Below are 19441 nucleotides of genomic sequence, written 5' to 3' on the forward strand. Positions count from 1 at the left end.
GGACGTTTTGCGCCGCCGCGCGAACGTCCCTGCGCGGTCTTGCCGAATTAGAGTAGGCGGTGGTATCCACCATCCATGAGCGTTTGCCCGCGCCGGATCATGCGGCGGACCTGGGCGCGCAGATCGCCGTCGTCGTACCAGCGCTCCGTAACGGCGGCGATGCCGAACAACACTTCGGCCACGCCGCGCTGCGAAGCGCCGGCCAGCGTGCCGTCGAGCGCCTGCAGGGTGCGCATGTGGAGCATTGACGCGCGGCCTGGTCGGCCGGTGGTGATCGCAACGGGTTGCACCTTTGCGGTGTCAAGCAACGCCAGCTCGGCTTCGATGGCGCGCCAGCGCTCGGAGAGCTTGCAACCGGCGCGCACGGCATAGGCGTAAGCCATGCCGTCTTCCAGCGCGGGAGATATCGCCATGCGCAGCATGCGATTGACGATTTGGGTGGTCAGCACCAGGCGCTTGCCGTCGTGCATCAGGTGTTTGCGGCCGGGGAGGCACCAGAGCTGGAACAGCAGCGCATCGGCCGTGGGATCGGCATCAGGATAGACCTGGACTACCGAGGACGGATCAGGAAACCAATCGGGGTACGCGTCGCGTGCATCGCGCGCGGGATCTTCCAGCAGGCGCAAGCCCCAGTGAAGAGCATCGTGTTGCGGTCGTCGTCGGTGGCGTTGCCAGGCGCGCCGGTATTCCGGGTTGCGCCGCAGGTATTCCCAAGCCAGCGCGGGGCCGTCCAGGTGCAGGACATACAGGTATGCCGCACTGGGATGCCACTGAATAGTGCTCGACTCTGCCATGGCGCAAACTCCTCTCGGGTAGAAGGAACTTAATCGCCATGGGAATACGGCGGGCAAGACCACGTCGGTCTTCGACCGCTACGAGTCAACAAGGTTTGCAATTGAAGTAAGGTCGCCAGCAACGGGCCGAGTATTCGCACCGCACCCAGCGCAATCCACACGCCTGTCGAGTTTGCTCAAAATAGCCCGCTTGGGCGATTCAATCTGTGCGGTGCCGCACTCAGTGCAGGTCTTTCTGGCTGAGCAATGCCGCATCGCGCTGGCAAGCAAGGACGATCAGTCGTTGACCGATCCGTCGGCCTGAGCCAGTTGGGCGTACTCAGAAAGTCGCCGCCGTGGCGTGAAATGCAAATCGCGTACAACGGCGAGGTTCTGTGGCCCGCGAATGCCTTCCAGGACGGACAAGCGCACATGGCCGAGTTCCGGCGCACCTATACCGAGGTCGATCAGGCCGAAAGCGGTGTCGCCGTCGGCGGGACTGAGTTCGGTCAAGAGCCAGGTCGCATGCGCGTCCAGGGTGAACAGCTTGACAACCGGCAGCGGGTCGCGCTTCTCGCCGCGCGCGGCGGCGGCGCCGTTGTCTAGCAGTTGAACACGGTGATCGTCGGTGATGAGTGGTTTCATGGTCGCTGGGCGCAAGTGGTTACGTTCAACGGAACATTAGTTTTGCGCAAACGCGCCGATGCGTCAAAGTTTGAATGGTCAAGTGTGCTTCTGCGTCACATTGCCATAGCGGATTCCACCGAATCCGTGGGCACACGTATTGGCAATTACGTCAGTACGGAAACCATGATTTCCGTAGATGCGGTTTTCAGAATAGGCACGCCCGCCACAAGTTCAAGCAGGAAAACCATAAATGAGCACCAATCCAGGCCCGGAGGGGAAAATAGGCAACTAAAGAGCGCTGCCTGGCGGCAGCGCCCGTGTGACGGCTACGTCACGATACGCTCCGCGCGGCGCGCTTCTTGCGCATAGGCACTGATTGCCTTCGTGGCAACGAAGTGCAGATCCCGCTCAATCGGAAGACCAAGACGGCCGCGCACTGATTGCAACTCGGCCAGACTCACATAGCCCAGCTCCGGGAAGCCTTGCCCCAGGTCGCAGAGTCCGAAGGCATGGTCGTGGTCGTCCGGGTCGATCTCGGTGAGCAGCCAGGTCGCACCCGCGTCTGGGGTGAACAACTTGACGACGGGCGGTGGGTCGAAGGCTTCGTTGTCGAGGGACTGCTGGCCGTTGGCCAGCAATTGCGCACGCAGTGTTTCGGTGATGAGGTTCATGATTGCAACTCCTTGAATGGACGCTCCCGATCGGAGCGCTGCGTGTCTGGCGCACGCGCATAGCGCGGCCGTCACACCGGTTGACGGGCGTGCGGCGTGCGCCAAGCTGCGCTGCCTGTCCGGTCGGTGATGCGGCCATGCACGACAAGAGTGGCGCCGTCATGAAGCGCCGCAACGCTGCGATGAACAGCGTCGGCATCAGACCAGGTTCGATGGTGCAGGAGTACAGGAGGTCTTGCAGGCCGATCAGGCGCGGCCTGTTCGGCGCATTGCGAGGGGTGCCAAGCACAGCGCGGCGGGGATGGGCGTCAAGCCGATCCCTGGAGGGCAAGCGTAGCGCGCAGCGCCATCCAGCGAGGAGGCGTCAGCGATGGAAGCCGAAGGGGCGAGACGCCATCGGCGGCTTGATGCGCAGCACGACAGCGTGGCCCGGCATCGCCGGGGACGCACGAAGGCCTTCAATGTCCAAACTCATGAAAACGTACAACCGGTTTTACGCCTCTCCGTAAAACTACAGAACCGACAACCCGTAGAAGCGGCTTTGTGCTCAAGCACGAATACGGAAGTGCGGTTCCACGCAATTCCGTACTTCGTCAATCAGCGATTCAGTGCATGAAATGACACGGCCCGTGCTATGAGGCGCGAGCCGCTGACGGTGAACGCAAAAACGCGCCCCGCTGCAAGAACGGGGCGCTAAGGGCGATGATCAGTCGCCCTTGCTGCGCGACCAGATCAGGTTGTGCGCGCCGACCTCGCCTTCGACCAGGCGGGCATAGATGGTCGCCGGGAACGACGGGTCATCCAGGGTTGCCGACAGGTAGGGCCGCTCCGCCTTGCTGACTTTCTTCCACGCCGCGCCGATCTCGAAGTTGCCGGCGACGATGCGGTAGTCCGGGGCGTTGTCGCTCTCCTTGGTGTTGGGAACGAATTTGACCTTGACGTTGAGCGTCAGGGTGCGAACCGTGCCGGTGAAGCTGTCGTTTTGTGCGGTAAAGATGCCGATGTTTGCCATGATGATTTCCTTTCGGTGAATCAAGGTCGCGCCCATCGCGGCCTTGTCGGTGATCCAAAGGGCGAGGTACGGGCGGGCTGCACCGCAAAGCGGCCGCAACAGCGTGGAGGACCGGGAGGCGCGGCGATTTTGTTGCGCGAGGAAGGCACACCGTGCCGGGGAAAATCGTTGCGCCGGACGGTTGCAGCCATGAAGCCCGAGGCGTAGCCGCTGCCGCGCCAGGATTCACGACAAGTCAAGGCCGCCGTTGGGTGCGATCCTCACCGGAAGGCAGCATGGCTCCGGCATCTCAGCACAGGCGCTGCGCCGCCACGCACCCATTCATCATCAAGGTCATTTCCGAATCACCAAGGGTGAACGCTCCTCACGCATTGGCGCGGGCTTGATCGATTGCGGTGGGGATGGTTCTGGGCATGGTGGACGGCCTGTCTGTGACCCGCCGTCGTTTCTGGCGACGCTGCCCGGCAGCGTCGGGGGCGGTGCGTCATTGTGCAAGCGGGCGCAGCAAAAGCTGTCGCACTCCGGCGTCCCGCCTGTGCGGCGGGGCGCGTTTTTGGGAATTGGTTGGGGCTGTCGGCTTATTCGCTTACTTATTCGCTTGCTGACTCGTCCGTCTCAGCATCCGGGAGCGTTTCTGCTGGTGCCTCCTGTACCGCTGCCCGCAACATCACCGGCAGCCAACCCGTGCCCACCGCCAGCCGTTCCGCTTCGCTGGCCAAGTCGTTTTTCTTGAGTTTGGCCAGCCGCGCCGCATGCTCTGGCGCAAATACCTGCACCGCCTCGATGGCTTTGGCCTTTGACACATGGGCGAAGTAGCCGTCGGCGGTCGGTGTCCACCACGGATGCATGTCAAGGCCCACCGCCTGCGCCAGTGCGAATGCAGGCAATTTGTCTTCGTGTGGCGTGACCGCGCCCACCGTCGTAGCCACGCACACCGCCAGCAACGACAGCAGTTCCGGCTGAGGCAACGCCAGCAGTTCCGCGAACAGTGCGTCCGAGTCACTGGGTAGCCGTGCCGCCCACGCCTGCCGTACTTCCCGCAAACCGATCAGGGCGGGCGACTGCGCCACGTCTGGCGCGAACGTATCGAGTCCATCCTGCGGCGAAGCGCTGATGTTGATCGGCGAATCGTCCGAGCGGTAGCCATCGACCACCACGCGCAGCGCGAGGCGATGCACCACGGCCACCAGCGCCACTTGCGGATGGCGGGCGACTTCCGCTTGCAGCGCCGCCGTGCGGTGTGCGCTCAAGCGCCGCGCCAGCTTCTCGGAAATGTTCGGCGTGGTCGGTTGCAGTGCCTCGCCTTCGCTATCACCACCAGCCTGTATGCCTTGCCGTTCCTGCGCCCGCAATGCCTTGGCCTCGGCCTCGCGCAACAGGCCGCGATGGATGATGATTTCGCCCGTATGATCGACAGCCACGATAGCCCCGGCCATCGTCAGCACCTCGGGCGAAAACACCAACAGCGATTGCTCGATGATGTCAAGTTCCGCGCCAAGCTTGTCGCTTTCCTCGTAGAGAGGCGCGGCTTCTTCCTCCGCGATGTCCTCGGCATCGTCGGCATTCAGCTTGTCGTCGATGGCCTGTTGCCGCGATTGCAGCTTGGCGATGCGCTTGGCCTCGCTCTTGTTCGGCGTGCGCCGGTCACGGCGGGCACGCTGGAACCCGTGCAGTTCCGCCGATGTGATGCGCGGCACCGTTTCGACCCATGCCCAACCCTCCGCACGGGCACTGTCCGCAGCGGCTGCAAGTTTGTCTCGCGCCAAGGTGTCCAGCAATGCCGCATCGGAGAGGAACACGCCCCGTGTGTCGTCCGAGAACAGGTCGCGCCGAACACCGCCGCCTGCGGCCTCGTAGGTTTCGATGCCAACGAAGCGCGCCAGCGCATCGCGCGTGGCGTCGATCTCGCGTTCGGTCAGGTGCTCCCGTAGCGCCTGTGCGCTACGCTGCCACTGCGGCGCGTCATAGAACGCCGCCTCCTGTGCGCTGTGGTCGTCCGTGATGGCGAGCGCCATCAACTGGTCGAGCGTGACAGTATCGGCGCGATAGTCGATCAGCAGGCGCGGTGAGACATTTGCCAGTTTCAAACGGCGCTGCACCACTAATGGGGTCACGCCAAAGTCTGCGGCAATATCCTCGATGGGTCGACCTTCCGCGATCAGGTCGGCGAATGCCTCGAACTGGTCGGCGGGGTGCATGGCTTCGCGCTGCACGTTCTCGGTCAGGCTGGCGGTGCGGGCCGAGGCATCGGCCACCAGCAGGCAAGGCACCGCGTAATCTTTGGCAATGCGCCGCTTCTTCGCCAGCAGTTTCAATGCAGCGAGGCGACGGCCACCGGCCACCACTTCGTAATGTGCGCCATCGCTGGCAAGCGTCACGGTCAGGTTTTGTAGCAGGCCTACGCGCTGGATGCTTGCGGCCAGTTCGGTAATGGAAGCGCCCAAGGTCTTGCGCACATTGCGCTTGGATGGGCGAAGCTGCGACAGCGGCACCAGCAGCATGTTTTGCGAGGGTGTAGCGGCTTCAAGGGCTTCGACTTCTTGATGGGTAATGGTGTTCATGGTGATAGCTCCTGTCCCTTGTCGGGATGAAAGAAAACAAAAAATGGAAGAACAAAACTCGGTGTCGATTCACGGTGTCGGTATCTGCATGCGCGTTCTCCTGTGGTTTCAAAGCTGACCGGATTCCAAGATTCGGAGCCCGGTGTTGGCTTTGGTTGGTTCGGCGCAGAGACCTGGGTCGGTCCCTGTTTGCCGCCGTCTTTCCTGAGTTCATCGCCCGCGAAAAACCGGGCCAGCGGGGGGCTGGTTGTCAAGGAAGAAGCGCAGGGTTGGTGCGGCCCGCAGCGTAGCGAGGACTCGGACCTGCGCGCCTTGACTGCCAGGCACTGCGGGCTACGGTCGCGGGAAAAAGCGATGAACTAGGGGAAAGACGAAGAGCGGCCGATGGGCCAGGGGCTGCGCTGAATCCAACGCCGCGCGGCAAGCGCCACTGCGTGCCGAAGGCACGCCTGGATGGATGGCTGTTGGTCGATCAGGTGCAACCTGTTCGGCGGCATTGCAGGGGCGCCAAACAGAGTGCGGCGGGGATGGGCTGCATAGCCGATCCCCTGGAGGGCAAACGCAGTGCGCAGGCGTCAGCCGACCACAGGGAGGGAACGATGAAAGCCCGAGAGGGGCGAGACGCTATGGCGGCTCGATGCCACGCACGACAGCGCGGCCCGGCTATGCCGGGAGACGCAACGACAATTCAGGCAGGATTGCCGAACTATTTAATGCGAAGCATCTGGCACCTATCGGCGGGTTCCCATGCTAACGATGGCGAATATCTACAGCCATCGAGTGGTCGCGTAGCGACCGCCGCCGTGCGCCCAGACGGAACGGATGGGCGCGCGGCGGCCTGACCGCCCGCCGTTGCCCCGTGTGCCTCCAATGTCGAGGGGGCATTGCGTCCCCTCGTTGATTCAGCCGGTCAAGCCTTGAGCCGCTTCATGCCTTCGGCCAGCATCCACAAAGCCCGGTTGATCTTGACGTTCTGGTCAATGCCTTGAATAGGCCGGGTGCTGTGCTTGCGCCCAGTGGCGGTGCGTCCATGCAATCCGCCTTGCGTCAAATTCTCCTGCACGCGGTTATATGCACTCCACAAATCGGGCCGGTCGTCATCGCGGCGGCGCGGCGTCAATAGCTGCGATTCGGTGATGGGTGCGGGCGTGGTCGGGTCATCGTACTTGAGGGACAGCGCCGCATGGGCAAACACTTCGGCCTCGCCTCGGTCCAGCGTAATGGCGCGCATTTCGTCGCGGCGTTCGCGCACAAGGTCGAAACCGTCCAGCACGTCATACGCGCCTTCGATCACTTGCCCGACCACATCGCCTTTATGCGGAATGCGCAGATCGGCCACGGTGTCGCCGCACACCAAGCCGTTTTTGCAGACGAAGCGGAACATGCCCGCCAACATTTGATAGCTGCTGGTGCCATCGTGCGAGTTCAACAAAATGATTTCGTTGGCCTCCGCGCCATTGATCTGGTCGGCATGGCGCAGTCGCACCATGTGCTTGGTGTGCTCGCGCTTGCCTTCATCGCGTACACGGGTCTGGCACACCATAAAGGGTTGGAATCCTTCCTTGCGCAATTCGGACAACACCGCGCCTGTCGCTATGTAGCTGTAACGGTCTGAGCGGCTTTCGTGCTTGTCGTCGGCAAAGATGGACGGGGCCACGCTGCGGATTTGGTCATCCGACAGCGGATGATCGGCGCGCAGCATGGGGGAGCGGGAAGCGAAACGGGAACTGAGTTGCATGGTCTTTCTCCTGTGATTGAAGCTGTGGTTTCAAAGCTGACCGGATTCCAAGATTCGGAGCCCGTTGTGGCTTTGGTTGGTTCGGCGCAGAGACCTGGGCCGGTCCCTGTTTGCCGCCGTCTTTCCTGAGTTCATCGCCCGCGAAAAACCGGGCCTGCGAGGGCATGGCCGTCAAGGAAGAAGCGCAGGGTTGGTGCGGCCCGCAGTGCAGCGAGGACTCGGCCCTGCGCGCCTTGACGGCCAGGCACCGCAGGCTAAGGTCGCGGGAGAAAGCGATGAACTTGGGGAAAGACGAACAGCGGTCGATGGGCCAGGGGATGCGCTGAAACCAACGCCGCGCGGCGAGCGCCCCTGCGTGCAGCAAGCACGCCTGACTGGAAGTGGGCAAAGCGCGTGGCGCGCAATCGACGTTGTGTGCTGGCCGATCAGGCGCAGCCTGTTCGGCGGTCCTGTGGGGCGCCAAGCCTGCGCGGCGGGGTGGGCGTCAGCCGACCCCTGGAGGCAAGCGTAGCGCGCAGCCTTTACTGGATGTCAGGGACGCAGCAAAAAAAGGGGGCAACGCCCCCTCGGGCTACAACAGCCCGCGTTCCGCCATAGACAGGATGTCGCCACCAGCGACGATCAAGTGATCCAGCACGCGCACGTCCACCAGCGCCAGTGCCGACTTCAGCGCCTGCGTGAGCGTCTCGTCGGCGCGCGACGGTTGGGTTGAACCGCTCGGATGGTTATGCACCAGCAATAACGCAGCGCTGTTTCTGGCCAGGGATTCCTTGACCACCTCGCGCGGATACACCGATGTCTGGCTCACCGTGCCGCGAAACATCTCGACGTATTCGATGACACGGTTCTGTGCATCCAGATGGATGACGGCGAACACCTCGTGCTCCAGTGCCCCCAGCTTCACCCGCAGGAAGTCGCGCACCACCTGCGGCGAGTTCAGGACTTCGCAGTCGCGCATTTGTCCTGCGAGTACACGCTGCGCAGCCTGCAACACCTCGTCGGCATTGGCAGGACGGTAGTCGCCTGTGACATCGCGAACGAGAAGGGAAGAATCGAGAGAATGAGTAAGTTGCGACATGATCGTGCTCCAGTCCGAATCGGGCGGAATTGCCTGGAACCGGAGGAACACGCCGCAGCGCAAGCAGTCAGGGGTCGCAGACGGCCGCATGGACGCCAGCGTGCAGGGCACGCGCAGCCCTTGACGGCGAGAACGGCGTGGTACATTGAAGGGAACAGCAAGACCACCCCACACACTCCACCGCCTTTACGGCAAGCGGCGCGCGCAGGCCCAAGGGCCGGAGGCGTCAGGGATCAATGCCGAATGGCCGTGACTCGGCACGAGGCGCGGGGCAACGCCCGCGAGCCCGACGGCGGCAACGCCGGGACGCCCGGCATCGCTCAACAAAATTCACTGCACAGTAAATATTGCTGTTTGGTCGAATATCGATACGGACGAATTAAAACGGCAAATCGTCGTCGGGTGCCACGATCGTTATCGGCGTAGTCGCGTGTTTCGTTCTGGCTTCGATTGATTTGATGAAGCGAATCGAACTGGCAACGTGGTTGAAGATGAGCAGGCTTTCCTCGTAGTTGAGGATTGGGTTGTCATGGGCCAGGCTCTTGTTGTTGCGAACGTCACTGAAGGCTTCGAGCACAGAAATGCTGGATTTCAGGATGCGCTCGGTCATCACCGATTCAAGGTGACCTGCGTCGCGTAGGCGTTTCACATATTCGCCGAAAATGCTGTGCAAGGCTTTGTCGCGGTTGACTTCAACGCCGCGCTGCTCGCACAGTGTGCGCACGTATTTGATGACGAACGTGTGCAGCCGATCCAGAGCCGCTTCGGGCTGGTTTTTCTCGATGGCTTCGCGCACATGTTGAGCAACCGTTTCAAAGTCGCGCTCGTCGACCGTGGCGGTCAGTGCATCCAGTTCGGCGACGGGTGTGTCGCGCATCATACGGCTGGCGATTTTCCAGCAATCGTCGGTCAGTTCGGTCAATCCCGGCTCGTCGCCCAAACAGTTCTCAGCCTGACCGTACAAGATCAGCGCTTGGATTACTTTGCCGACCAGGTGGTTGCCTTCGACCTTCCAGAATCCGCGCATACGGTTGGCTTTGGAAGTACCACGCTCGCGGTAGACAGCGGTATCGATGTCACGGCGCGTGTGTTCCTCGAAAAACTCGCTGAATGTGCGATCGGTGAAATTGAGCACGTAGCCGCCACCCATGCGAAATAGCCGTTCGAGTTTGCGATGTTCTATGGAAGACAAATCGGCCATGGTGCATCCCTTTGGTGAGTAGGTAACCGGTCGGCCGCCGACCTTCGGCAAGTTGGCGGCGCGAACGACGCGCAGCGCCGAACGGACGTTTAGGCACGACCGCCAACGAAAAGCCAAAACGAGAATCGGATGAAGACGGAACCTTCAAAAATTCCATCCCACAACTCTGAGCGAGACAGAGCGCTGAGCGCGCCGATTTCAGGCATCAGCATCCTCCTCGTCCATGCTGCGCCCCTCCTCAAGCTGGCGTTCGATCGCGTGGGCAGCGTAGTCCCGGAGGTCTCGGTAGAGCTCGAATGTCGCGTCGCTCTTTGCAAGGTGCGCCAGACGCTGCTCCGCCATCTGCTTGAGTTCGAGATCAGCATCGAACGGCTTGCCGGGTGCCCCCGAACGGACTCCACTCACGCTGGCCGCGAAGATCGCTGAGGAAAGATCCTTATGCGCCTTGCGGCTAATGCCACGCGCAGCCTTCAGCGTTCGTGCTGCGAATCCCTCATTGGCATGGATGAAGCGAGGGCCGGCATCGCGAAGAATTGCAGTAACGACCTTCAAGTGCTCGGCGGAGCCACCGGTGAACCAGTCCTCCATGGTCGCGACGCACACCGCACCGTACGGACTGCAGAGCGACTGCATGAGTTCGGCGAAGCGGTAGCTGAACGTGTAGTCACCGATCCGGGCGAGCGCCCAGTCGAGCAGGCCGCGAAGGAGCGCCGGCCCCTCAGATAGGGACATGAGGTTGAGCGCATCCCGGTCATGAAGGACACCACCAAGGGGTTGCTTTTGCCAATCGTCGGAGGCTATCGCATCGTCGATGCGCGCCATAGCCAATTCGAGGACCAAGCCCGGTGCCCGTCGAATAACCTTCTTCAGGAACGCGTTGACCCAGTGATCGTCTAGGCGAGATGCGTGGCGCAGACCGCCGATCAGTCTTTGCAACTGGTCGTCGCGGATCAGATCGAACGGAATCGTCTCTTCGTGAACAATCCACATGAAGAAGTCGCGCGCGTAGCGCAGTGCGTTTTCCATGTCGACACTTGCCAGGAGCTCGATTGCCAGCCGCTTGTCTGTCCGCGCTACCTCGTGCGCGATGCGCGGCGCGCACCAGAGGACCGCCCCTTCGCGGCTGGCGAAGACACGTTTCAGCGCGACAAGGTCGAGCTCAGAATACGGGGCGATATTGGACGCGAACAGATAGCCCTCCGCAACCATCTGAAGCTGCGAGTCGCTCTTCGCGAGTAACTCCTCGATCAATGCAGACACTTCCTCACGGGCGCTAGTCAGCAGGACTCCCAGGGCTCGCCCAACGTGCGGAGAGAGCTGAGAACTTTCGCCACGCAGATACGCTTGCACGAGATGCCGGGCAAGCGATAGGTTCGATTGCAGCAGGCGACCGAGGAAGAGTTGGGCGGGCCCGTAGTTCGGGGAGCCGGTCGCGCGGGTGATGTCCTCCAAGCGGTCATGCAGGAATTGCGCGAGTCGGGTCGGCTCAGGGTACTGCGCTCCAAGTTCGAGGCAGAGCGCGTCGATGTCCGCGTCGTGTTGCGGGCGGCCGGTGTTCTCTTCCATCGGCCACGTATTCGTACCCCAGGCGTCCATGAACGCGCGGATCGTGCGCGTGACGAGGTCGCGACTGAGGCGAGCGAGAATCCGTCGCGCCGGCGCCTGGGTACGCGCGGGACCGTAGAACGCGTGCCAATGAACTGACTCCGCGACCCTGAGCAGGATTGTTGCGGGCACGTCTGCTGTGCCGAGCAGCGTATCGATCCTTTCGAGCGTTTCGAGGAATTCGTCGCCCCAGGGGTCAGCGATGCCGGGCTGAGCGGCGATAGGCCCGCGGAGGGCATCGGCGAGATGCTGTGCGGCCAGAAAGGCGCGGCGCTGATTCGTATGTGAGAGGCTTGAGAGTAGCTCGGCGATGATCCGCTGCCGCACTTGTTTGACCCTCTCGCGCTGGACCGCGTACGTCGAGATCGTGATTTCGCGGCTCGTGGCAGCGGACGTGAAGCGACCTTCGGTCGCGAGGGCGCCTTTGAGCACGTCGAATGGCGTGTACGGTCCGTTCCAGCTCTCCGGGTAGTCGAGGAGCGATAGCGCGAAATCGACAACGCCCTCGACGAATTCGGCCGGTTTCCGAGGCTCCGGCGTCGCAAGCTCTATCAGGAGTCGAATCGCGTGGTTCGGATGCTGGTGCGTCGGTCGTGCATCGTGTTGCCCGGCTTCCCAGAGCAGCGAGCATGCATCGGCGAGGTAGTTGATATGGTACGTCGCGCCATGGGCGATGCGACACACGTCCTCGTCCTGCCCATGCCCGCCGTCAATCAGTCGTCGAGCGAAGGCGAGGGCTTGTCGAGGCTGGAAGTACGCCGCCGCAGCTGCAGATTTTACCTGTGCATGCACGTAGTCGTCTTCCCATGCGAGCAGCGACCACAGCCCGTCGAGTAGCGTGCTCGCAGATGCGTCTCCTTCGTTCCGCCGCCAGTCGAGCCGCCCGAGGTTCAGCAGTACATGCTCCTTGTGCTCGGGTATGGATGCGGCGAAGACCTTCTCGGCGTGGCCGTTCGAAGCACCGCTTGCCGTGATGCACGCCGATTCGATGATCGAGTCGGCCAGCAGATCGGGTGACAGCCGGTATTTAGCGCCCCGTTTGAAGAGCACCCCAGCATCGACAAGGAGTCGCACCAAGCGTGACGCATCGGGGGCCTCGATCCCCTCGATGTTCGCGAGCAGTTCCAGCACGTGCTTGTCGTCAGGGACAACGGGCTGGATGAGCGCCAGCACGCGAAGGATCGCATGCACGCGCTCTTGGTCTTTCCCCTGCGCGATTCCCTGCGCGATGACTTTCTCGTAATGCTTCAACACCGTCGTTCGGAAGACCTCATTCGAGCCGAACAGCTCCGGGTGCAGTCCTTCGGTGGCGACGATCTGCGCGCCGACTACGACGGCCAGCGGACTGTCGTACGCCACGGCCGCGATCTCTTTGGCGGACTCGATCGGCGCCCCGTTCTTGGAGAGCACCTGGGTAGCTAAGGCGATCCCGTCCTGCTTCGTTGGCTTGCCCAGTGTGATCGACCTGGTCAGGTTTCCCGTCAGTCCGTAGCGCGCCAGTTCGCGCTGTACGACATCGGTCCAATACGACCGATAGACCAGAAGTAAACGCGCCTGGGAGCGACTGTCGGCTGCGTAGCGAATGAGTTGGACCAAATCACTGCGGTCATGAACGTCATCGACAACGAGCAGCTTCTCGCCAGCCCCCAAATCCTCAAGGCTCTTCGCCGTGATTTCCTCCGTGGGCGAGGCTACGACCACGCGAACGCCCGGGTACTGCGAAGCGAACGCTTCAAGGGCAGTACGCAGCACCCGTGACTTCCCTTCACCTGCACGGCCGATCAGACTCACCGCAAGTACGCTGGGATCTGCGAAGGCGTGCGCGAGCCCATCGAGTTCCGTTCTGCGGCCTACGAGTTCCCAGCGCTGATTGAAAACACGACCTTCCACGAGCTGCGGCGCGAAGAACGCCTCTACCGTTTGCCACGGCCCTGCGGCCAGCTCGCCCGTCAGCGCGAAGCGCTGCGTCGGGAAGTAGATGTCGGCGATGCGCACCTGCTCGCGCTTCGGCAGGGTGCGGAAGACCCGTGTGATGTCGACTTGGTCCCAGAGGTCCCATCCACGCACGCGTTTGATTTCGCCGCGCGCGTCGGGACTGGCGACGCGGGAGAGGAGGAGGTGCTTCTTCTTCGCGGCGATCGTCTGGTCCTTGATCGCCTTCTTAACCTTCTCGGGGCCGAACTCCGCTACGCGCTTGCATTGGTACGTGTGCAGGTCGCCGTTGGCGAACTGCGCCTCAATGTCGATGCCGTACTGCTTGTGGCCCGTCTTTCCCGCCAAGTGTACGTCCGCTGTTCCTTGGTGGTGGGTCGCGAGAAGATCGAGGCAGAAGTATTCGAAGCTGTCGGGCAGCAGGCTTGGGAGCGGAAGCAGCCGATCGAAAGACACCGTCGTCACCTCAGGGGCATACCCTGCGGCGTTCGTCAGTTCCGTTACGTCAACCTTGAGCACCGCAGCGAGCTTTGACAGCTCATTGGTGCGGGGCCGGGAAGTTCCCGCTTCCCAGCGGCTAACGGTTTGCTGGGACATGCCGAGGTGATGAGCGAGCTCGGCCTGCGTTGCTATGCCTATGGCCATCCTCAGATCGCACATCCGCTTGCCTAGCGCTTCGTATTTAGGAAGTTTCATTTTCAATACTCACTTTGTGTGTATGACATGTGCAACACATTATATGAGTACGGAATTTTTGTCAATGATCGTCGTAAAGCTGCTCCTGATGTCATGCTGTAAGTCATCTTCAGCATGAGCGCCCAGCGCTCGCAGCCATTTCTATTGAGCTTGATGGCGTCGTCGCTTGCCTGACACGACGAGGTTGCGGGGTGCGCCTACGCTGGAGGTAGCGCTACGGACGCGATGCGCAGTAGTGATGAGGAGAGGAAGCCATACATCGGCACGCCGATAATCGATCAGCCGGCCGCCTTCGGCAAGTCGGCGGCGCGAACGGCCCGCAGCACTTCCCGAAAAACGTCATCGAACGGCGGCAGTTGGTTCATCTGGTGCGCGAGGCGGGCAGTCCAGAGTCGCCGCAGACGATCTTCCTTGGCGGCGATTGCCTGCTCCATGCCTGCGACGACGCGCTGCCGCAGCGCCAACTTGGCATCGAGTTCGACGCGCATTTCCGCTACGCGCAAGTCCGTAGAACCGAACAGATACCAGAGGTCGTACAAGTCGCGCGGTTCATTGCGCGCCCGGTCGCTCAATGCCAGCAGCTTTTCAACCACGATTTCCTTGATGGCATAGACCTTCAAGGTTGGCCCTTCGGGTAAATCGTCAAAGCTATCGTAGATGCGATGAATCGGGCGATCTTGCAGCGGGAAGCACAGGACTTCGGTGATCGTGATATCAACCTTCACGTCGTTTGCAGCGGGCAGTGGCCCCTGGTAGCGCAGATAAAACGTGTGGCTGTTCTGGTGGCTGTGGCGGTCTTCGCGGTCGAATGCGATCCGCAAGCCGCACGCAGCCTCAACCGCCGCAAAGATTTCGGCTAACCCTGCCAGAATATCTTCGAGGGTGATCGGACGGGTTAGCGTGAAGTCCAGGTCTTCCGAAAACCGATAGTCCTCGAACCAGCAACGTCGCAGGGCCGTGCCACCTTTGAAGGCCAGCACCTCGCGCAACGGATGACCGGCCAGACCGGTCAGGAACCAAGCCAGCACGTAATCGCGTTCGATGACGGCCTCGGGAATGCGCCGGCCGCCGGCGCTCATCAATGTGTTCGAGATCAGGGAGATATTGCGTTGTGGAATCATTAGCCAAGCCTTACGGTATCGAGTTCTTCGGGAGTCACGTTGAGCTGGAGCCGCCAACGTGAGAGAAAAGCCCCCTCGGAGGGAAGCAGTGGATCAAGGCGCTGGTACGTTGCCGTCAGCATGCCGAGCAATGGTTCCAGCGCCAACACATCGGCCAGGCCATAGTGTTCCAGCAGGTAGCCGAGGCGGCGCACGACGGCGCCGACGCCGAGGCGTTGTGCGTAGTCCACCAGCCGTTCGATTTTCAGTACGTCCCGCTTCATCCATAAGCCCTTGGCGACTTCGGTAATGCCACCGACAAATGCCGGGTGTCGAAGCCCGTCGATGATCGTGCGCTCCATGTCGCTGATCATCACGAAGCGCTCTTTGTCGATCCAGTGCTTCACGACCCCGAATTCTTGTTCCGCAGTGATGTGGACAAACCGGAAGTCATAGCCACCGACCGTCTGCGGACGCACGCGCCGCGTACATGACACATACACGGTGAAGTTCGGCTGCGTCACCATGCGGTGCAGTTCAAGCGCGGTGCCGTGCGACAGGAAGTAGGGCGCGGCACCGGCGAGTTCACGCGCGATCAGGTACGGGCTGTCGATGTGCTCAGTGGCCCGGCCGAGTTCGAAGGGGACGAGGTTGTACAAACCGGGCTTCAGTCGCGTCACCAAGCCTCGCTGCTGAGCCTTGTGCACAAGATTGCGGGCCGCCGCAGCCGACAGGCCGGTGATCGAACCGACATCCGCCAGCGTGAACGTAGACCGGCGCAGTTCATTCAGCTCAGTGAAGAGTTGCGCTGCCCGTGGGCCTAGCGTCTTTGTTTGCAAGTGATATTTTACGCTCAATTTGCGCCCCTAAAGGAAACGTAATGCGCAGTAAATATAACACTAACGATATCTAGCGGCAAGCTTGTTTCCCCCTGGGAGACGAATTCAGCGTAAAATGTAACAGTAAAAATTCAATCGTGAAAGTCGCCATGGGCCGCGCCAAGAAGAGAGTTGTTGGCGCAGGCATGCGTTTGACCTTGGGTTTCATGGGTTGGAATACGCTCGATGTATAGCGTTTGGTAATGAGAAATCGTTGCTTTATACTTGTCCTTGAGTGGAAAAACGTAGGATGCAATGACTCCGATGGGCTTCCAGACCCCCTCGATAGTTGATGATTGATGTGGAAGAGTAGTCGCCGCACAAACCGAGTGCATCTCCCGCGCCAGTCAAAGCGTTTGTTTTTTGACGGTAAATATGACGGTAAATTAGATGTCCCATACAGAGAAAGCCTGTATTCATGCGGGTTTGTAGGCCTTGGAAACAATTGAGTGGGAATGATCAAACGTCTGCCATCAGCAGGCATCTGATGGCAGCAAAACACCCGTAAGCCCGCGTCACTGCGGGCTTTTTTGTTTTTTGGTCTGGCATTGGCTGGCATCTTCAAGCACCGGCAAGTACGCGTTTTTTATGGTGTAGCGGATGCTACGGTCTCATTCTTCCGCGCCATTGGTTCAGCGGGTGTCGGTGCCGATAGGCATGTGGCGGCCTTGATCTGCTGAATTCATCGCGGCCGATTTGCTATGAACGGCTGTGCGGGGGAGGGGGAGGGGCTGCTTAGCTAGGCGTTGATGTGATTTATCGGATTTGCGCGTAAAACCCCGGCCTTCAGAGGCTGTCGCAAAAGGGTTTTCAGTCTGCATCATTACCCCAACCGCCCGTAACGTCGTTCCTGCGCGCTTTTGGCAGGAATCCAGCGGCGTTCGTGGTTAACTGAAAATGCCAGAAGTTGTGGTATTTTCAGTGTAAAAAACGACACTAGGTTCCCGCCAAAAGCACGCGGGAATGACGAGGTATACGGTGTTTCAGGTGTAAAAAAAGCGTCCATCAGGCTTTTGCGACAGCCTCTTCCCTAGGGAAGCATGAAATGGTCCTGACAATGACGGAACGCAAAACAATGCAGTTCCCCTGTTTTCTAAGATAGACCGCTCATTCGATTGAATTGCTTGCCTCTTGACGCGGCAGTGCCCCAACTCAGATACCAACCAACGCCGCCCTCGATCGCGGCTTTTTTTGCGCCCGGCAAAATGTAACAGCCGCGGTAACAATCAAATAAATCTCGTTGTGCACTGAGCCGTATTGAGGGCCAAGAGCATGCCATTTGGGTCTGGCTTCTTTCGCCTTCGCCATAGCAGAACATGGCCGGAAAACGGCTTGAATGGCCCGGTGTTACATTTAAGTTACTTGACAATAAAATTAGCAAAGAAAATGTGCGAGAAAAGCCTGACTCTTGCTCAGCTCAAGCTCAGCAGTGGTCAAATTCGGACCTTGCAAGTAGGGGAAGTTTTGGCCTGAACACTGACATTGCGTCAGTATTAACGAGTACCCCGTGGCCAAGCGAAGAGCTAGCGCACGGGGTAAGAGAATGCACGCCAAATACTTGGCTTGCATTCAACTAATTACTTAGCAGCAATTAGTTGATGTGGTGTAGGTTACTGTGCCAGATGGTGGGCTGATTGTACCGCTACCGCCAACACAACCGCCGGCTGCGGCGATTTGCCCGCTACTGCAGGCTTGACCATTGCTGTCAGAGCCTTTTGCAAGGACTGGACCTTGTTGTGTTTTTTGCAAATTGAGTTTCATATTTTTCTCAAAAAAAGTATCTGAAAATTAACATTACCTGTACTCAGGACCTTCATGTGGTTCAGATTTCCACCAAAAGATGGCGCAATTATATTAACAAATTAGAGATAAGTTTCTAATTAGTGGTGCCAAAGCTACAATTTAAATTACTGTTTTTTAAATAAGACAGTTTGTGATAACGTTCGGCTCCTTGTGTGCATTTACGCCACTTTACCGATCGCGACGGCTATGTTCTTTGCGAATAGAATACGCTATGATCGCGGTCTTTTGAAATCAGTAACGATCGCATGTAATTTTTTGGTACCTGAGAAATGAGAAAAAGAGTTGTCGTCACAGGCCTGGGCTGCCTGACTGCCAATAGCGTTTCGGTCACACAATTTTGGGCCGCGCTCCAAGAGGGGCGTTCGTCAATCGCCGCACTCACGCGCTTCGACACAACTGCCTACAAAAGCAAGATCGGTGCGGAGATTTCCCACGATCTGGCAGCACTGAGCGGTTTGAATCTGGCAAATATTTCGCGCAATGCCCAATTTGCGCTCTGTGCCGCGCAAGAAGCCCTTCGCGACAGCGGCATCATCGAGGCTGAGCTGCCGGCCGCCGCGATCGGGATTTGTCTGGGCACCGGTTTGGGTGGTCTGTACTTCAGCGAAGAGGCGCTGTTACGATTGTTGGAAAAAGGCCCGGAACGCGTCAGCCCGCTGACGGTGCCGTCGGTCGACCCGAATGTCATCGTCAATCAGATCGCCATGCGCTGGGGTATTTCCGGTCAACAATTTTCTATTTCCAGTGCGTGCTCGTCGAGCGGCCATGCGCTCGGTGCCGCGTTAGACATGATACGAGCCGGTCGCGCGCAAGCGGTGATCAGCGGCGGCGTGGAGGCGACCATTTCGCCCGCAATTTTTTCCGGTTTCGATAAGTTGCGCGCCATGTCTACCCGTAACGACACACCCGAGATAGCGTGCCGCCCCTTTTCGGCCGACCGCGATGGCTTCGTGATGGCCGAAGGTGCCGCCATCTTGGTGCTGGAAGAGGCCGCGTCGGCGCGTGCACGCGGTGCCAACATTTACGCAGAATTGCTCGGCTATGGTGCCAGCGGTGGCGGCTACCATGCGGTGATGCCGCAACCGAACGGCCTCGATGCGGCGCAGGCAATGCAACTGGCACTGGCCGATGCCGGCATCTGTGCCAGCCAGATCGACTTGATCAATCCGCACGGTACCGCAACCAAACTCAACGATGATGCCGAACTCAAGGCCATGCAAGCAGTATTCGGCACGCGCTTAGCCGACATCCACATGACACCGACCAAGCAATTGACTGGCCATTTGCTCGGCGCCGCCGCCGCCATCGAAGCGCTGCATGTCGTCAAGTCGCTGGAAACCAGCAGTGTTACTGCGATTCCCCATTTCGACCGGAGTGTCGATTTGAAGATTGCCAGCGCCGCCAGTCATGCCGCGCCAATTCGCTATGCGATGAGTAATTCCTTTGGTTTCGGCAATAACAATGTCAGTTTAATTTTTGGAGTTTACGAATGAAAATCACGCGCGAAGAATTTATTACCATCATTAAAAACAATGCCTCTGAATTCGATGGCCGCGCCATCTCCAGCACGGATCAACTGGCCACCCTGGGCCTCGATTCACTGGGTTTTGCCACGACTTTGTTTGCCATCGAAGACCAACTCAATATCAGCATCGACGAAGCTTATCTGGCGCGCCTCAACAGCTTGAGTACGGTCGGTGATTTGGTCCGCGTATTCGCCGACCTCGGTTACGAAATCGAAGTTTGATGGTATAAAAAAGGAATCG

At 59.9% G+C, this 19441-nt stretch carries 13 protein-coding genes; 2 read left to right on the plus strand and 11 right to left on the minus strand.

Features of this window, described 5'->3' with window-relative positions:
* Positions 1-47 precede the first annotated feature (47 nt).
* The 11 genes from QN359_RS07270 to QN359_RS07320 form a co-directional block, all read right to left on the minus strand.
* A complete protein-coding gene (locus tag QN359_RS07270) occupies positions 48-794 on the minus strand; it encodes a DUF7011 domain-containing protein (protein ID WP_322248636.1) in 747 nt (248 codons plus the stop codon).
* A 276-nt stretch (positions 795-1070) separates the two neighbouring features.
* Positions 1071-1418: a DUF2958 domain-containing protein gene (locus tag QN359_RS07275; protein WP_322248635.1), complete on the minus strand. Its 348-nt coding sequence runs from the start codon at positions 1416-1418 to the stop codon at positions 1071-1073.
* 308 nt (positions 1419-1726) lie between these two features.
* Positions 1727-2071 carry a DUF2958 domain-containing protein gene (locus tag QN359_RS07280; RefSeq protein ID WP_322248634.1) on the minus strand — a complete coding sequence of 115 codons (345 nt, stop codon included), beginning with the start codon at positions 2069-2071 and terminating at the stop codon, positions 1727-1729.
* Between the two features lie 706 nt (positions 2072-2777).
* Positions 2778-3083: a DUF736 domain-containing protein gene (locus tag QN359_RS07285; RefSeq protein ID WP_322125617.1), complete on the minus strand. Its 306-nt coding sequence runs from the start codon at positions 3081-3083 to the stop codon at positions 2778-2780.
* Positions 3084-3673: 590 nt separating this feature from the next.
* A complete protein-coding gene (locus tag QN359_RS07290; protein WP_322248633.1) occupies positions 3674-5644 on the minus strand; it encodes a ParB/RepB/Spo0J family partition protein in 1971 nt (656 codons plus the stop codon).
* Between the two features lie 910 nt (positions 5645-6554).
* Positions 6555-7382, minus strand: a complete 828-nt coding sequence (locus QN359_RS07295; protein ID WP_322248632.1) for a DUF932 domain-containing protein — start codon at positions 7380-7382, stop codon at positions 6555-6557.
* A 571-nt stretch (positions 7383-7953) separates the two neighbouring features.
* A complete protein-coding gene (radC, locus tag QN359_RS07300; protein WP_322248631.1) occupies positions 7954-8460 on the minus strand; it encodes a RadC family protein in 507 nt (168 codons plus the stop codon).
* Positions 8461-8839: 379 nt separating this feature from the next.
* Positions 8840-9661, minus strand: a complete 822-nt coding sequence (locus tag QN359_RS07305; protein WP_322118373.1) for an abortive infection family protein — start codon at positions 9659-9661, stop codon at positions 8840-8842.
* Positions 9662-9859: 198 nt separating this feature from the next.
* Positions 9860-13894 (minus strand): helix-turn-helix domain-containing protein, encoded by a 4035-nt coding sequence (locus QN359_RS07310; RefSeq protein WP_322248630.1) that lies wholly within the window; start codon positions 13892-13894, stop codon positions 9860-9862.
* A 278-nt stretch (positions 13895-14172) separates the two neighbouring features.
* Entirely contained in the window at positions 14173-15015 is an 843-nt protein-coding gene (locus QN359_RS07315; protein ID WP_322248629.1) for a nucleotidyl transferase AbiEii/AbiGii toxin family protein, read from the minus strand.
* Entirely contained in the window at positions 15015-15851 is an 837-nt protein-coding gene (locus QN359_RS07320) for a type IV toxin-antitoxin system AbiEi family antitoxin domain-containing protein (protein WP_323493255.1), read from the minus strand. Before QN359_RS07320 ends, QN359_RS07315 begins: the two co-directional genes overlap by 1 nt.
* Before the next feature lie 2093 nt (positions 15852-17944).
* Here QN359_RS07320 and QN359_RS07325 point away from each other — a divergent pair.
* Together QN359_RS07325 and QN359_RS07330 are read left to right on the plus strand one after the other, a co-directional pair.
* On the plus strand, positions 17945-19168 hold the full coding sequence (locus QN359_RS07325; protein ID WP_322250561.1) for a beta-ketoacyl-[acyl-carrier-protein] synthase family protein: 1224 nt from the start codon (positions 17945-17947) through the stop codon (positions 19166-19168).
* Positions 19165-19422: a phosphopantetheine-binding protein gene (locus tag QN359_RS07330; protein WP_322250560.1), complete on the plus strand. Its 258-nt coding sequence runs from the start codon at positions 19165-19167 to the stop codon at positions 19420-19422. The genes QN359_RS07325 and QN359_RS07330 overlap by 4 nt, the downstream gene beginning before the upstream one ends.
* Positions 19423-19441 lie beyond the last annotated feature (19 nt).

The organism is Undibacterium sp. 5I2, from assembly GCF_035019605.1.
GTDB lineage: Bacteria > Pseudomonadota > Gammaproteobacteria > Burkholderiales > Burkholderiaceae_D > Undibacterium.

Coding starts and splice junctions, on each gene's coding strand:
- QN359_RS07270 (WP_322248636.1), bottom strand. CDS start 794: ATGGCAGAGTCGAGCACTATTCAGTGGCATCCCAGTGCGGCATACCTG.
- QN359_RS07275 (WP_322248635.1), bottom strand. CDS start 1,418: ATGAAACCACTCATCACCGACGATCACCGTGTTCAACTGCTAGACAAC.
- QN359_RS07280 (WP_322248634.1), bottom strand. CDS start 2,071: ATGAACCTCATCACCGAAACACTGCGTGCGCAATTGCTGGCCAACGGC.
- QN359_RS07285 (WP_322125617.1), bottom strand. CDS start 3,083: ATGGCAAACATCGGCATCTTTACCGCACAAAACGACAGCTTCACCGGC.
- QN359_RS07290 (WP_322248633.1), bottom strand. CDS start 5,644: ATGAACACCATTACCCATCAAGAAGTCGAAGCCCTTGAAGCCGCTACA.
- QN359_RS07295 (WP_322248632.1), bottom strand. CDS start 7,382: ATGCAACTCAGTTCCCGTTTCGCTTCCCGCTCCCCCATGCTGCGCGCC.
- radC (WP_322248631.1), bottom strand. CDS start 8,460: ATGTCGCAACTTACTCATTCTCTCGATTCTTCCCTTCTCGTTCGCGAT.
- QN359_RS07305 (WP_322118373.1), bottom strand. CDS start 9,661: ATGGCCGATTTGTCTTCCATAGAACATCGCAAACTCGAACGGCTATTT.
- QN359_RS07310 (WP_322248630.1), bottom strand. CDS start 13,894: ATGAAACTTCCTAAATACGAAGCGCTAGGCAAGCGGATGTGCGATCTG.
- QN359_RS07315 (WP_322248629.1), bottom strand. CDS start 15,015: ATGATTCCACAACGCAATATCTCCCTGATCTCGAACACATTGATGAGC.
- QN359_RS07325 (WP_322250561.1), top strand. CDS start 17,945: ATGAGAAAAAGAGTTGTCGTCACAGGCCTGGGCTGCCTGACTGCCAAT.
- QN359_RS07330 (WP_322250560.1), top strand. CDS start 19,165: ATGAAAATCACGCGCGAAGAATTTATTACCATCATTAAAAACAATGCC.